This is a genomic window from Spirosoma sp. KNUC1025 (assembly GCF_045160025.1).
Taxonomy (GTDB): domain Bacteria; phylum Bacteroidota; class Bacteroidia; order Cytophagales; family Spirosomataceae; genus Spirosoma.
Genome location: NZ_CP087139.1, coordinates 3,878,866 through 3,893,651, shown reverse-complemented (window position 1 = coordinate 3,893,651; position 14,786 = coordinate 3,878,866). Strand labels below are relative to the sequence as shown.

Here is a 14,786-nt window from a genome sequence, read left to right as displayed (position 1 = left end):
AACCTATTTCAGGCTGGGGAGTTTGGCCTTAAAGCCCAACCCAGCATGGACATCTACCTAATTCGACATACAGAAGTGACCGTTACTCGACAGATTGCCTATGGACAAACCGATGTCGATCTGGCCGATACGTATGCGGAGCAGTTTGACCGGATTATCACGCATCTGCCCGACCACCAGCTTCTGCCATCGCCGGGGCTTATTTTTTCATCGCCGTTACGTCGTTGTCGTCGACTGGCCGAAGATCTGGCAGCACACTTAACAAAGGGTAGTCAGATTGAAGTAGCACCGGGGCAAACAGCGGTTGTTGATTCACAAAGTCCGCAGGTGCTGTTTGATGACCGCCTGAAAGAATTTTTCTTTGGCGATTGGGAGATGGTTCCCTGGGCCGATATCAACTCCGATCAACTTAGTTCCTGGCGAGCGAACTTCGTACATACCCGAACCCCCAATGGAGAAAATTTTCAGGATGTGTTTGACCGGGTATGTCAGTTATGGCAGGAACGTATTTTACCATTGGCTGACACTGATTTACCGCAACCGGTGTTCATTGTTTCGCACGGGGGAGTGATCCGGGCTTTGCTCTGTCTGTTTATGGAGTTACCTTTGCCGAACGCTTACCGAATCAACCTCGACTATGGGGCTGTTTCCAGGCTCACCCTGACTAAATCGTCTTACACGATTCAATACATTAACCGTTGATGCTATACTTATGAAGCCGCTTCAGATTCGCCTGACCACACTTACTGCGGTTGTTCTCGCTACTGCCTTGTTTCGGCTAGTGCCCCACTGGTACAATTTCACCCCTGTTGCTGCCCTGGCGCTGTTTGGCGCAGCAACCTTTGAACGGAAATGGCTGGGATTGGCCGTTCCTATGGCAGCCATGCTCCTGAGCGATTCCTTGATTGGCTTTCACGGTAGTATGGGCGCTGTTTACGTCAGTTTTGCCCTAACATGGCTGCTTGGCCTTTGGGCATTGAAGCAGCCAACAGCCGTCCGCATTGCCGGAGCTTCCATTGCTTCCTCAATTCTGTTTTTTCTTATCACAAATTTTGCGGTTTGGTACGGCAGTTCCTTTTACCCGCAAACGATGGCAGGACTGATGGGCTGCTACGCTGCCGGACTTGCGTTTTATAACGGTACGTCTTTCTTTGTGAATGGCCTGCTCGGTGATCTGTTTTTCAGCGCTGTACTTTTTGGCGGCTATTACCTGCTTCAGCAACGCTTTACTACGTTACGTCCAGCTCGGAGTTAATGCGACCTACAGATTAGTATCCATTTTACGCATTACTCCCCCGGATGGGGCACTCTTTAACCATTCGCAAGGTGAGCCCCATCCGGGGTTTGGAGTAAGAGGTATTATTTGTACGTACCCGAACGATCACACCAGGCTGCCGTACTTCCGGTTTATTAATTCAGCTACTAATCCTGTCCAGCCCGTCTGGTGGCTGGCCCCGACACCTCGCCCATTATCCCCGTCAAAATATTCATAGAACAAAACGTAATCGCGAAAATTCGGGTCTCGGTATTTGCGGTGCTGTCCGAAAGCAGGCCGATTACCCGACTCATCCAATGTAAACAGGCTGATAAGTCGATTGGTAAGTTCGCGGGCGACTGCTATCAGCGTAATTTGATGCTGCGATCCAATGGGATATTCGACCGTAAACTCGTTGCCGAAATAATCGTAGAAACGTTCCAGACTTTCAATCAGCAGGTAGTTTGTAGGCATCCAGACCGGGCCACGCCAGTTACTATTACCGCCAAACATACCGCTGTCACTCTCAGCAGGTGTATACGTTAGTTGGAAAACTGTGCCATCCAGCGTAAATTCATAGGGATGATCACGATAGACTTTCGAAACGGCCCGAATGCCATGTGGGCTTAGAAACTCATTTTCGTCTAGCATTTTATTGAGCAGTGCTTTCAATCGGAAACCACGTAGCAAACTGAGCAATCGCTTCTGGTCGACCCCTTTTTCAGTATACCGCGACACCTGGTGATAGAGATCGGGGCGGTGCCCCTGAAACCAGACCATTCGTTGGAGAAATGCCGGATTAGCTTTCAGCAGATCATTGTCCAAAATCTCTACGGCAAACATCGGTATCAGGCCCACCAGCGTTCGGACGCGCAATCGGTGAACGCTTCCATCACTCATACGTAGTTGATCGTAGAAAAACGAATCCCCTTCGTCCCACAGCCCCATATTGCTCTGGCCAATATTGGTTATGGCTCCGGCTATGTATAAAAAGTGATCGAAAAATTTCGTAGCCAGTTCATCGTAAACGCAATCGTGGCGGGCCAGTTCCAGCGCGATACGCATCATATTCAGGGCATACATCGCCATCCAGCTCGTACCGTCGGCTTGCTCCAGATGGCTCCCATCAGGAAAAACGGTATTCCTGTCGAAAGGACCAATGTTATCAAGCCCTAAAAAGCCGCCTTCAAAGATGTTATTTCCGGTATCGTCTTTGCGATTCACCCACCAGGTGAAATTGAGCATCAGTTTATGAAAAATCCCCCGCAAAAACGGCAAATCTTCTTCGCCGGGCTTACGTTGCTGCTCCAGGTAAAAAATGCGCCACGCAGCCCAAGCCTGAACAGGCGGATTTACATCCGAGAAATTCCATTCATACGCCGGTAACTGCCCGTTGGGGTGCATGTACCACTCATTGGTGAGGAGCATGAGCTGCTGCTTGGCAAAACCCGGATCGACAAGTGATAGAGTAACACAATGAAACGACCAGTCCCAGGCTGCGTACCACGGGTATTCCCATTTGTCGGGCATCGAAATGACGCTGGCGTTGATCAACTGCAACCACGTATGATTTCGGCCTTTTTGCCGTTCGGGTGGCGGTGGTGGACTGTTCGGATCACCGGAAAGCCAGCGCGATACGTCGTAATAATAATACTGCTTACTCCAGAGCATCCCGGCAAACGCCTGACGCTGCACCATTTTTTCGTCGTCGGTGGCTTTACCAGGCTGAATGGCCCGGTAAAACTCATCGGCTTCTGCCTTCCGTCTGGCGAAAACCGTGTCGAAGTCAGCAAAAGGTTTCGCGCTGCTGGATTTTTCCAGTCGTAAACGAATTGTAGCCGACTTACCTGGCTCTATATTCCGGACGTAGTGCGCTGCGGCTTTTGTACCGCAATGAGCGGGGTTTACTGTTGCTGTTCCCTGCAACACATAATCGTTGATGCCATCTTTTGGATAGCGCGAACCGGTATGCGTATCATAAAGTCGGGCCAGGTTGCTTTCATTGTCACAAAATAACCATTCTGGCTGACCATCTGCATGCAGAACGTACCGTCCGAGGTCCGAATCTTCTACCGTTACGGTATCTGTAGGCAGCAATACGAGGGCGGGTTTACTGTTGGGTACACCATCCGAATCGTCGCCCCAAACCCAGGTATTTCGAAACCAGAGTGTCGGAAGCAGGTGCAGTTCTGCCGGTTCGGGGCCACGGTTATAGGCCGTTACCTGCATGAGTATATCATGGGGGCCAGCTTTCGCGTATTCAATAAAAACGTCAAAATAACGGTCGTCGTCGAAAATGCCCGTTTCCAGTAATTCGAATTCCGGGTCCAGCCGCGACCGACGGCGATTTTCTTCGACCAGCCATTCGTAGGGGTATGCTTCCTGAGGGTACTTATACAGCATCCGCTGATACGAATGCGAGGGCGTATTGTCGAGGTAATAATAAATCTCCTTTACATCCTCGCCATGGTTGCCCTCGCCATTCGTCAACCCGAAGTAGCGTTCTTTCAGAATCGGATCTTTCCCGTTCCAGAGTCCCAGAGCCAGACAAAGTTGTTGTTTATCGTCGCAGAAGCCGCCAATTCCTTCTTCGCCCCAGCGGTACGTATAACTACGTGCCATGTCGTGGGTTGTATAGCGCCAGGCATCTCCATTAGCACTATAATCTTCACGTACGGTTCCCCATTGCCGGTCGGATACGTAGGGTCCCCACTGCCGCCAAAGGGGGTCTTCTAAACGTTTTTGTTCGGTGGTCATAGAGATTCGGGAAGAAAAGGGGGGAAGGAGGAACGGGACGAATTGTTTCTAAAAACTAAAGATCATTTTCCCATTACTCCCTCCTGCCTTTTCCCCACTTTTATTACCCATTGGTGGCAAAACCCTCAAAAACCGTCATACCACCGTCGATGAAGATACTTGCCCCTGTAATGTAGTCCGATTGATCAGAACATAGAAATACGGCCAGATTGCCAATGTCGGATGGCTGCCCGATCCGATTATAGGGAATGAGGGTCATGAGGCTATTCAATGCCTGTGGTGTTTCCCAGGCGGCCCGGTTGATTGGTGTTTGAATGGCCCCCGGGCAAATGCTGTTAACCCGAATTTTTCGGTCGCCATATTCCTGCGCCAGCGACTGCATAAGCATTTTAATTCCCCCTTTCGACGTCGCGTAATTGGCATGACCACCCCAGGGAATCAGTTCATGAACAGAACTCATGCAGATGATTTTTCCCGTCGCTACAGATACGTCAGGTCGGGGACCCCGGCGAAGGAACTCGCGGATAGCCTCACGGGCGCACAGAAACTGACCGGTTAAATTGACGCTGATAACGGTATTCCACTGCTCAAGCGTCATCTCGTCGAACTTCGCGTCCCGCTGGAGTCCCGCGTTATTAATCAGAATATCGACTGTACCATAGTTGGCCACAACCTCGGCAAACAGGTTGACTACCTCTTCTTCCTTACTTACATCGCATTGGGCAGTCATACCTGCGCCACCAGCATTGGTAATCTCCTTCAAGACCGATTCGGCAGCAGGTAGCGAAGACGGCGTTGGATAGTTTACAACCACGGTAGCTCCGGCAGCGGCTAATGATTTTGCCACGCCGGCACCAATGCCGCTACTAGCGCCGGTGATCACGGCTATTTGACCCTTCAATACTTGATCCATGAATGTTTCTAAATCGTTTTTTAGTGTAAGCCGATTTTCGGGACTTTGTTTAAAACCTGTTAGCAGTCAGACGTACCCTGATTATCCGTGCAAACTAGAGCCTGCCACGTATCAAAACAAGGCCTTAATGGCATGTTAATTTCCCGAAAAGCTTGTGACGATGATCAGGCCACCTGCGTCACGAGGACTACACTTTTTCCGAAATAGGATTATTAGGATGTAAATTAGGTACGTACACGTAAAGAATCCTACTATTTACTAATATTAGAAAAATACAAAATATACGCCATTTATAGGGACTTATTGTACTTTTCCCACAAATAGCCCATTCTACCAATAGCAAGTTGTCTTTTTTAAAGAATATTCATCGATTAGGCTCTCCTAAGCGCTTAACCTATTGCATTATACCTAGTTGGCAACCCACCTTTGTATCGGTAATAACAAAAATTTCAAACCAATGAAACAATTCCGTTTAACAATTGCTGTACTGCTGTCAGCATGGGGTCTGGCAGGCATGGGATATGCCAAAGCCGACAATGGATCGGGAATGGGTGGTGTGAAAGTTGAGAAGTCCGAGCAAAAGAAAGTACGTATCTATACACAACCAGGAGCTTCCGTTGACGTGGCCATTATTGATGCCGACGGTAACGTACTCTACCGGGGTCTTATCTCAAAACACGCGAAAGGTGCCACTTCATTCAATCTGAGCAATTTGCCCGATGGCCAGTATTATCTGACGGCTGGCAATAACGCCTGGTGGATGTCGCAGGGTCTGACGATCAAGTCGAACTCGGTAAACGTCGATCCACGGACGATGAAACAAGTTGCTGAGCCTACGCTTACGGCTTACGAAAAGAATAAAATCGAAGTAGTATTGCCCGCTAAGAACGTAGATGATGCGAACATAGCGATTTATGATGCACAGAACGTACTGGTGCAAACGGATTCGTTCAAAGGTTCAACCCGCCGGTTCGACCTGTCTGGCTTACCAGATGGTGCCTATACCTTCGTGGTTGGCCCAAGTCAGAAGCAGTTCATTACGCGCGTCGACATTCGTCATTAAGTCACGCACTACTTAAGAATTGCTTTAGCCTCGGCTGATTCAATTACACATTCTCAACTTTACCAGGCCGGTCTTTTCGGACAAGCCCGACCCACCACACAATCCCCTCCCAGCCCGCTGTTTTCATGAGAAAACAGCGGGCTTTTTTGTACCGCACTTCAGGGAGCAAGTTGCGCGATTATTCTTTTGACGTTGCTGTAATTGTTCGGGTTGAAGGAGTCGGTTTGGGCGTAGCAATCGTTACGTTACGTATCTCCACCTCAAGTCCGTTGGAAACTTTAAGCACGTACTCACCGTCTGGCAGTGCGGTTATATCCAGGCTAAGCCGTGCTTTATCTTCGGCCGATTCAAGCGTTTGCGTATAATACAACCGGCCCTTCGTATCAACGAGCTGGACGAACACCTGCCCGCCTAACTGTTTGTCGATATTGACACGTAGTTTTTCTCCGTCAGCGGTTATAAAGGCCCCCATCTGGTATTGAACTAACTTGGTGGGACGGTCTTTTTTGTTACCTGGATTTGGTGTAGCAAACGTCGATAAGCTGGCGATCAGAAAGAGAGAAGTGATAAGGGTTTTCATAGTAGTATTTGGTTTGGTTAGCGCTTACTGGCTCAATCAAAAGACAAGTCCGCGTTTGCTCAGCTTCCCATATTCAGATGAATGGTCGATTTTCTCCATAAGCGGTCAGTGCCCGAACGGAGCAGATTCATAAAGTATTTTTACGACTGTATACGCTTTCTTAAATGTGTATACAGGAAAATCCTAAAAGCAAAAACCGGTAATTTCAGCACGAACATTCCTTTATAATGGGTAACTATAGGAAAGTTCCGGGCTTTCATTATACTTATTTTATGCAGTGAATAATGGAGGGTCCTGTAGACGCTTATTGTTTTCATCATAGGTTGACAAAAGAATGCTTTCCACGCGCTGCCGGAAAGCATTTTTGTTTATAGCCGATCAACAGATTATCCGGCCTTTGTACTTTTATTCTGAACCAATCATTTATACCTACTGTGCGAGCTATTCTGCTACCCGTTTTTTTTCTGATTATACACTTGGCCGCGGCCCAGCGCGTTATTCCACTCTATCTGAATGGCGTACCGAATGCCAGAGCGGTGCCTGACCAGGAGGTAAACAATGCCGGGCAGGTCGTTTTAAACGTATCGACGCCTACCCTAACCGTCTATACACCACCTACCCCGAACGGCACTGCGGTTATCATCTGCCCCGGTGGTGGTTATGGTGCCCTGGTGATTAAACGGGAAGGATACGAAGTGGCCGAAGCCTTTAACAAAATGGGGATAACCGCTTTCGTACTGAAGTATCGGCTCCCAAACGACAAAACCATGGTCGACAAATCGATTGGCCCCCTACAGGACGCTCAGCAGGCCATTAAACTCGTCCGGCAGCGGGCGGCTGAATGGCACGTGGATGTAGCTAAAATTGGGATTGTGGGCTTTTCAGCAGGCGGGCATCTGGCCGCAACGGCAGGAACGCATAGTGAACGAGCTATGATTGATAATTCCGAAAATGTTAACCTCCGACCTGATTTCATGATTCTGGTGTATCCGGTCATTAGCTTCACCGATAGCCTTGGCCATAGCGGATCACGTAAAAACCTGCTTGGCGAATCACCCAGTGCGGACCAAATCAAGCTCTATTCCAACGAGTTGCAGGTGACCAAACAAACACCTCCAGCCTTTTTATTACACGCTGGCGACGACAGAATAGTGTCTGTTGAAAACAGCCTGGCTTTCTATGAAGCGTTGCATCGCCATGAGGTTCCGGCCGGAATGCACATCTACCCTGCCGGAGATCACGGTTTTCTGAACACACCCACCCGCGACGAGTGGATGAACTTATGTAAAAGCTGGCTACAGGCCAATGGCTGGCTAAATAAATAAACTAGTATCGTTACGTCCTCCTGACTGAATCCTCTTCCCATGAAATTGACCCTGTTTTTCTTCTGTATACTGAGCATTACCAATAGAGTATTTGCCCAGCTACCGCCTGTTTTTGAGCAGTATCGAGCCCAGATGGCGCAATCAGAAGCCACGGTACGTCGGTTTCTGTCGCCCGTCAAAATTCTTTGGAAAAGTGGAACAATTGCCAATGCGGAACAGCTGCTTAAACCAGGAAATGGTCAGGCCGATTTATCGGGTAAAGGAGTTTGTTCGCTCAAAAGTGACGGAACGGGGAAACCTTCCGTATTGCTGGATTTTGGAAAAGAGTTACATGGTGGGCTACAGATCGTAACGGGACAATGGAAAGTCAGTAAACCCATTACCGTTCGTATTCGCTTTGGCGAATCAGCCAGCGAAGCAATGGCCGATATTGAACCAAAGCAGAACGCCACCAACGATCATGCTATCCGCGACATGACGATTCAGGTGCCCTGGCTGGGTAAGCTGGAAATCGGCAATACCGGCTTCCGGTTCGTTCGGATTGATCTGGTGGATGTCGATACGGAGTTGTTACTCAAAGAAGTACGCGCCATTTTTACCTTCCGTGATATTCCCTACCTCGGGTCGTTTCACAGCAGCGATACGTTGTTAAACAAAATCTGGGCAACAGGCGCTTATACGGTTCACCTCAACATGCAGGATTACCTATGGGACGGCATTAAGCGTGACCGGCTGGTGTGGGTGGGCGATATGCACCCCGAAGTATCGACCATCAATGCCGTATTTGGCTACAACGACGTAGTGCCGAAAAGTCTGGATCTGGCCCGCGACATTACGCCCCTGCCTGGCTGGATGAACGGCATCAGTACGTATTCAATGTGGTGGATTCTTATCCAGCGCGACTGGTATCTGCACCACGGCAACATGGCGTACCTGAAACAGCAAAAGGACTATCTGGTCAATCTGCTGAATCTGCTCATGCAGAAAATAGACAACAAAAACAGCGAAAAGCTCGATGGAACCCGCTTTCTGGATTGGCCTTCCAGCGAAAATGCGAAGGGGATTCATGCCGGTTTACAGTCGATGATGGTGCTTTCTCTGGACGCGGGAGCCGATTTATGCCGACTATTGAACGATGCCGAAACGGCCAGAAAATGCGATGCCGCTGTGGCTCGTCTGAAGCAGTACGTCCCCGATCCGAATGGGTCAAAACAAGGCGCAGCGTTACTGGCGCTTTCAGGTCTTGTTCCTGCCAGCAAAGCAAATAAAGACGTACTGGCTGTAGATGGAGCCCACAACTTCTCGACGTTCTATGGCTATTATATGCTTCAGGCTCAGGCCAAAGCCGGTGATTACAAAGGGGCTCTGGCAAATATCCGGGAATTCTGGGGCGGCATGCTCGCCTTAGGTGCCACTACGTTCTGGGAAGATTTTAACCTGGACTGGGTAAACAACACCGGACGTATCGATGAACTGGTCGCCGATGGTAAAAAAGATATCCACGGCGACTGTGGCGCTTACTGTTACGTTGGTTTCCGGCACAGCCTGTCGCATGGCTGGGCATCGGGGCCAACCCCCTGGCTAACAGAGCATGTACTGGGAATCAGCGTAGTAGAGCCAGGATGTAAAGCGATCAAAATAGAGCCTCATCTGGAAGACTTGGCATTTGCGGAAGGTACGTTCCCAACGCCCTATGGCGTGGTGAAAGTAAAGCATACTAAACAGGCAAATGGTAAAATCCAGTCGGAAATAAGCGGCCCGAAAGAAGTGCGCATCATTCGGTAAGACGTACTGGTCCATCTATTTGCGATCGGCAAAAGATTTCTTCAGCAGCATCTTCAGCTCAAGCTGGCTATGCCGTAACGATCTGATTGCCGGCGTTTTAGATGGCTTCCCGAAAGATTCTGTCTTTCGGGAAGCTGATCCGAAAAGTGCCATATCTGTTTTGATCTAGACTTGTTGTTTAGCTGCTCAATTCAGGTTCGTCGTTAACTGCAGATGGTTCAGATACTGGTTTAGCGTAGACGTCATCCGACGACGGGCTATAATCAATGTATGTCCGCAAGCCATTTCCACAGTAGCGTTATCGCCAAATTCGATGTTCCGAACGTGCGCCAGATTCACTACGTGCGACTTATGGATGCGGTAGAACGTAGCGCCAACCAACTCACGCTCAAAGCTTTTCAGGGTTCTTGCCATGAGGTAACGCCGTTTATCGCGGGTATGTATATACGTGTAATTTCCCGAACCTTCCAGCCAGACAATATCCTCGATGGATACCAGGATAGAACGGTTTTGCGTAACAAGTGAAATGCGACGGGGACGATTGGCGTACGTGGCCGGAACCGGTGCGCTAAATGCGTTGTGCTGAGAGTGAGTAAGTGGATTCATGCGATGCGGAGGAAAGGTGTGATTTTATTGAATGAACAATACAAACTTATCCTCCGCAAACATCACCCTCAACTCCTGCTGTAGTGAATGGTATATAACATCGTATGAACCGTATTAAAAGGGACTTTAACCGTTATTATACAGTTGACGAAATAGCATTTTCGGTGTTGTCCTATGAACAGAGATACAGCAACCGGTTTTTAGATTCAGTTATCAATACGTTGCCCGTCCGCCCGAAATGTCATAAATAAAGCCGGTTGAGAAGCTGTTTTCAGCCGATACAATGAAGCAAACCATAGCGGCTACTTCATCGACCTGACCCAGCCTTCCCATTGGAATTTTGGCGGTCATATAGGCCAACTGTTCGGGCGACGTATTGTCGTTCATCGCTGTTTTGATAACGGCTGGAGCCAGTCCGTTAATCGATACTCCGGTCGTCGCGTATTCTTTGGCAATGGCTTTAACTAAACCAATAACGCCCGCCTTACTGACCGAATACCCCACCATACCCGGATTACCTTCTTTCCCGGCAATGGACGCCATCAGGAGTATCCGCCCGTAGTTCTGACTGGCCATAACTGATACAGCGTATTTGGTAATCAGGAAACTTCCCAGCAAATTAACGGCACACACATGCTCAAAATCGGCCGTGGAATAGGCTGTGATGTTTGTACTGGTTGGCCCCACTATACCCGCTGAATTTACAACGACATTCAGTTTTCCGAAATCGGCAACAACCTGGTCAATCGCCTGCCGGACCTGAGCTTCCTGAGCAATATCGACTGAGTATGCCCGAACTGAACCACCCGATGCGGATAGTTCCTGGACCGTTTTTTCCATCAGTACGGGGTTCCGGTCAAACAGCGCAATAGAAGCCCCTTCAGCTACCAATCGCCGAGCAATGGCTTTACCAAGACCATCCGCCCCCCCGTGACAATGACAACCTGATCCTTAAAACGGTCAGGGAAATACGTTACGTCTGACATAGATTTACCATGCAGGTTGCCACCTGCAAACTTTAAATGACGAGCCAGGATTAGTGTCCCCGCTTAAAACTATTCGTTTTTTAAAATCAATTGATCGGCTTTGGCTTCGCTGGAAAGTTCTCCCTTATCAATCTTTCCGACCAGGAATATGTAAGAGCAGGCGCCAATAAAGCTTATGCTTCCGATGAAGACCAACGCTGGCGCAAAATTCCCGTTTTGTGCCAGATAGCCAATGGCAATAGGAACCACAATCGAGGCAAGATTACCCATAAAATTGAACACGCCACCCGTCAGACCGATTAAATGTTTGGGCGATAAAATCGAGACGAACACCCAGGAAATCAGCGCCATACCGATACCAAAAAAGGCAAGTGAGAGAAAGAAAATTATCAGCGCCGTATCGTTCGTGTAATTTGGTCCAATGATACTGATCGCTATAAGCATACCCAGAATGATCGGTGTTTTTCGGGCAAAAGCGATTGATTTGCCCTGCTGAATCAGTTTATCCGATAGAAAGCCCGACAGCAGTATACCAGCGCAGGCGGCCAGAAAGGGAATCATCGCCAGATAACCTGATTTAACGAAACCAAGCCCCGATAATCAACCAGATATTTTGGAAACCAGGTCAGAAAAAACCACAGGGTAGCATTCACCGAAAACTGACCAATATAAACACCCCACAACGTACGACGGGAAAAGACCTGCCGCAGGTTATCCAATGTCCAGACGCTGGCTTGTACTACGCCCGCTGGCTTAGCCCGAAACAGCCCTCCACCCTCTTCAATGTAATCCAGTTCCGCCTGATTCACGCCCGAATGTTCGAGCGGATCGCGGTAAACCATATACCAGATAATACCCCAGATCAGTCCGACGACGCCTGTACAAATAAACAAGCCTTTCCAACCTGCATACGCCTGTATCTGGGCCAGGATTGGCGTCAGGAAAGCAAGACCAATAAACTGTCCTGACACGTACATGGCGGTAGCCGAAGCCCGTTCGTGGTCGGGGAACCAGTTGGTTACAACTCGGTTATTGATTGGATAGGAAGGCGCTTCAAACGTACCCGTTGCCAGACGTAGCGCAAACAGTGAACCCACTCCCCTGACAAATGCCTGCGCCAGCGTAGCCAGTGACCATGTAATGAGACAGAAAGCGTAGAGAACGCGGGGGCCAAAGCGATCCGCAATTAAACCACCCGGAATTTGCAAAGCTGCGTATGCCCAGCCGAAGGCCGAAAATATGTACCCCAGTTGAACCGACGAGAGGTTCAGATCTTTTCCCAGAGCGGGCGCTGCCACTGAAATGTTGGCGCGATCCAGGTAATTGATAGCGACGTTGACAAAGACGAGAGCTAACATGCTGTAGCGCACTCGGGTTCGTTTTTTTTCCTCGCTCGACTGTTTCATGGGCATTGGTGAATTGGTCATTTGCTTCGCGTCATTGGTGGTTGGTCAGTAGGTCAGTAGTGGTTGGTTATCAGAATATGGATTGTCGCTTTTTGCACAGACAAATGACGCGCAGCCAATGACTAATGACCAATTGTCCGTTTTATCTCGCTGTCCAGCCACCATCGACGGTCAGCATGGAACCAACCATATAGGTGCCTGCATCACTGGCCAGGTAGATGGCTGCGCCCTGAATCTCGCGCAAATGTCCCCAGCGACCTAAAGCAGTGGCTCCTACCACAAACTTTTTCCCTTCGTCCGTATCCGCGATCGGCAGGTTCATCTCCGTTAAAAATGGGCCGGGGCAAATGGCGTTGACGGTGATATTGAAGGGAGCCAGTTCCAACGCCAGCGCGCGGGTCATCTGAACAACGGCGCCTTTGCTGGCCGTATAGGGCGTCCGGTTCGACAACCCAACTAAACCGAGCGTACTGGCTAGATTGATAATACTGCCTTTGCCAGCCTGTTTCATATAGCGCGTTACAGCTCGGCAGCAAAGCCACGTACCGTTTACGTTTACGTCAAGCACTTTGCGAAACTCATCATAAGTGAGTTCGTCTATAGGCCCACGAATATTGATCCCGGCACTGTTGATAAGAATATCGATTCGACCAAACGCATCTATGGCCGCTTTTGCCATGGCTTCCGTTTGTTCCTGACTGGCAATATCGGCGGGGAATGAAATGGCCTTGATACCAAAGTCTTCGCTTAATTCCTGGGCGGCCTGTGCGCCTTCCTCAGCGTTACGGTTGACCAGCATAACATTTGCTCCAGCCGATGCCAGTCCAGCCGCCATGGCTAAACCAAGCCCTTTTGATCCACCAGTAATGATGGCCGCTTTTCCACTCAAATCAAATTGCTTAACTCCAGGAAGTATCTCTTTACTCATTAGAAATAAAATAATGGATGATGGGTAATTAAGAATGAGAAATGTGTAATTGATAATGTATGGCGGGTCTCAAATAGCCCCCTAACGCCCAACATTCATTGTACATTCATCAAATAAGCCCCAGCTTCTGCTTGCTGTAATCGAGGCAGGCCAGTATGTTGTCTTCTTCGGCGGCCAGTTTATTTTCCGGGCTGAGGGGCGACGTTTCAGGAAGTCCGGCTTTATACGGGTGTTGTTTCACCATCCGAAGCGTTCGGGCCAGGTCCAGACCCGATACGTCAGTAAAGGTTGCCCAGTAATCGTTGGTCAGGCAGGGGATTTCCAGTGGGTCGCGGGTAATCATTTCCAGATTGAACGTAACGGCTGGATTGTGTTTTTTGCAGAGATCAATCATTTTGGGCAGGTCGCAGATGCCCTTACCCAGCGGCACTTCCGACAGAAGAAATCCATCGGCGTATTCGGCGAGTCCCATGTCTTTTACGTGCGTGGTAAATACATAGGGCGACAACGTTTGTACCACCTCCATTGGATCTTCGAGCAGCGCGATGCTATTCCCGAAATCCAGCGTAACGCCGATCCACTCGCTGTTCAACTGCTTGAGCAGGGCCACTAGTTCAGGCGCCCGCCAGTCTTTGTGGTTTTCTACGGCAAGCTTTACCCCGTGCTTACGAAGTACCGGTTCGGCCAGCCGTAACGAAGCCAGTGCATTTTTTTCAATTCCTGAAAAGCCTCAGCCGAGTGATACGTTTCGTACCGACGACCTGCCGAAACCACCGTACGTAACATTTCGGCTCCGGCTTCTTTGGCATTCATGACATCCTGCTCAAATTTTGGTACGTCGGCAGCGGTTTTCGGTACGCCGATTGACCCCTCCAGATACAGCCCCAGCTGCTCCCGTTTTGCCCGTACTTTCTTCGCGAAATCGGCCGTCCAGCCATTTACAACCACCTGAACCCCGCCCGCTCCGATCTGGTGACAATGTTCCAGCAAGTCAACAGCATTGGCAAAACCGGGGTATTTCTGACTCTCAACTTTCGAATTCCATCGACTGCCGTAGGAGTGTACAACAATACCCATCGGCGTATTTTTAAGAAATTCGGGAAGGTCAGGAAACGTCAGCGCCATGGCGCCCAGTGAGGCCCGTTGCAAAAAATCGCGTCTGTCCATTGAAGTAAAGGTATT

General features: G+C 49.3%; 11 protein-coding genes and 2 pseudogenes. 5 read left to right on the top strand and 8 right to left on the bottom strand.

The window, feature by feature from the left end; genetic code table 11:
• Window positions 1-45 precede the first annotated feature (45 nt).
• Both cobC and LN737_RS16910 read left to right on the top strand, forming a co-directional pair.
• On the top strand, window positions 46-702 hold the full coding sequence (cobC, locus tag LN737_RS16915) for an alpha-ribazole phosphatase family protein (protein ID WP_405510972.1): 657 nt from the start codon (window positions 46-48) through the stop codon (window positions 700-702).
• Between the two features lie 10 nt (window positions 703-712).
• Entirely contained in the window at window positions 713-1,255 is a 543-nt protein-coding gene (locus tag LN737_RS16910) for a DUF6580 family putative transport protein (protein ID WP_405510971.1), read from the top strand.
• A gap of 126 nt (window positions 1,256-1,381) precedes the next feature.
• Here the strand turns inward: LN737_RS16910 and LN737_RS16905 are convergent, their stop codons facing one another.
• Both LN737_RS16905 and LN737_RS16900 read right to left on the bottom strand, forming a co-directional pair.
• Window positions 1,382-4,012 carry an MGH1-like glycoside hydrolase domain-containing protein gene (locus LN737_RS16905; RefSeq protein ID WP_405510970.1) on the bottom strand — a complete coding sequence of 877 codons (2,631 nt, stop codon included), beginning with the start codon at window positions 4,010-4,012 and terminating at the stop codon, window positions 1,382-1,384.
• 103 nt (window positions 4,013-4,115) lie between these two features.
• Complete coding sequence (locus LN737_RS16900) at window positions 4,116-4,925, bottom strand: glucose 1-dehydrogenase (RefSeq protein ID WP_405510968.1); 810 nt, start codon at window positions 4,923-4,925, stop codon at window positions 4,116-4,118.
• A gap of 457 nt (window positions 4,926-5,382) precedes the next feature.
• Here LN737_RS16900 and LN737_RS16895 point away from each other — a divergent pair, with 457 nt between their 5' ends.
• On the top strand, window positions 5,383-5,988 hold the full coding sequence (locus LN737_RS16895) for a T9SS C-terminal target domain-containing protein (RefSeq protein WP_405510966.1): 606 nt from the start codon (window positions 5,383-5,385) through the stop codon (window positions 5,986-5,988).
• A gap of 178 nt (window positions 5,989-6,166) precedes the next feature.
• Here the strand turns inward: LN737_RS16895 and LN737_RS16890 are convergent, their stop codons facing one another.
• On the bottom strand, window positions 6,167-6,568 hold the full coding sequence (locus LN737_RS16890; RefSeq protein WP_405510965.1) for a hypothetical protein: 402 nt from the start codon (window positions 6,566-6,568) through the stop codon (window positions 6,167-6,169).
• A 434-nt stretch (window positions 6,569-7,002) separates the two neighbouring features.
• On the opposite strand from LN737_RS16890, the gene LN737_RS16885 reads away from it, so the two are divergent.
• The gene (locus LN737_RS16885) at window positions 7,003-7,893 is read left to right on the top strand and encodes an alpha/beta hydrolase (protein WP_405510964.1); all 891 of its coding nucleotides are present in this window, start codon (window positions 7,003-7,005) and stop codon (window positions 7,891-7,893) included.
• A 39-nt stretch (window positions 7,894-7,932) separates the two neighbouring features.
• Complete coding sequence (locus LN737_RS16880) at window positions 7,933-9,678, top strand: alpha-L-rhamnosidase C-terminal domain-containing protein (protein ID WP_405510963.1); 1,746 nt, start codon at window positions 7,933-7,935, stop codon at window positions 9,676-9,678.
• A 186-nt stretch (window positions 9,679-9,864) separates the two neighbouring features.
• Here the strand turns inward: LN737_RS16880 and LN737_RS16875 are convergent, their stop codons facing one another.
• From LN737_RS16875 to LN737_RS16855, 5 genes and pseudogenes are all read right to left on the bottom strand, one after another.
• The gene (locus LN737_RS16875) at window positions 9,865-10,284 is read right to left on the bottom strand and encodes a LytTR family DNA-binding domain-containing protein (RefSeq protein WP_405510962.1); all 420 of its coding nucleotides are present in this window, start codon (window positions 10,282-10,284) and stop codon (window positions 9,865-9,867) included.
• 213 nt (window positions 10,285-10,497) lie between these two features.
• Window positions 10,498-11,175, bottom strand: coding sequence for an SDR family NAD(P)-dependent oxidoreductase (locus tag LN737_RS16870; RefSeq protein ID WP_405510961.1), 678 nt, complete (start codon window positions 11,173-11,175; stop codon window positions 10,498-10,500).
• 164 nt (window positions 11,176-11,339) lie between these two features.
• Window positions 11,340-12,676, bottom strand: a pseudogene (locus LN737_RS16865) (MFS transporter).
• A gap of 142 nt (window positions 12,677-12,818) precedes the next feature.
• A complete protein-coding gene (locus tag LN737_RS16860) occupies window positions 12,819-13,604 on the bottom strand; it encodes an SDR family NAD(P)-dependent oxidoreductase (protein WP_405510960.1) in 786 nt (261 codons plus the stop codon).
• 109 nt (window positions 13,605-13,713) lie between these two features.
• Window positions 13,714-14,771, bottom strand: a pseudogene (locus LN737_RS16855) (sugar phosphate isomerase/epimerase family protein).
• Between the last annotated feature and the right edge of the window lie 15 nt (window positions 14,772-14,786).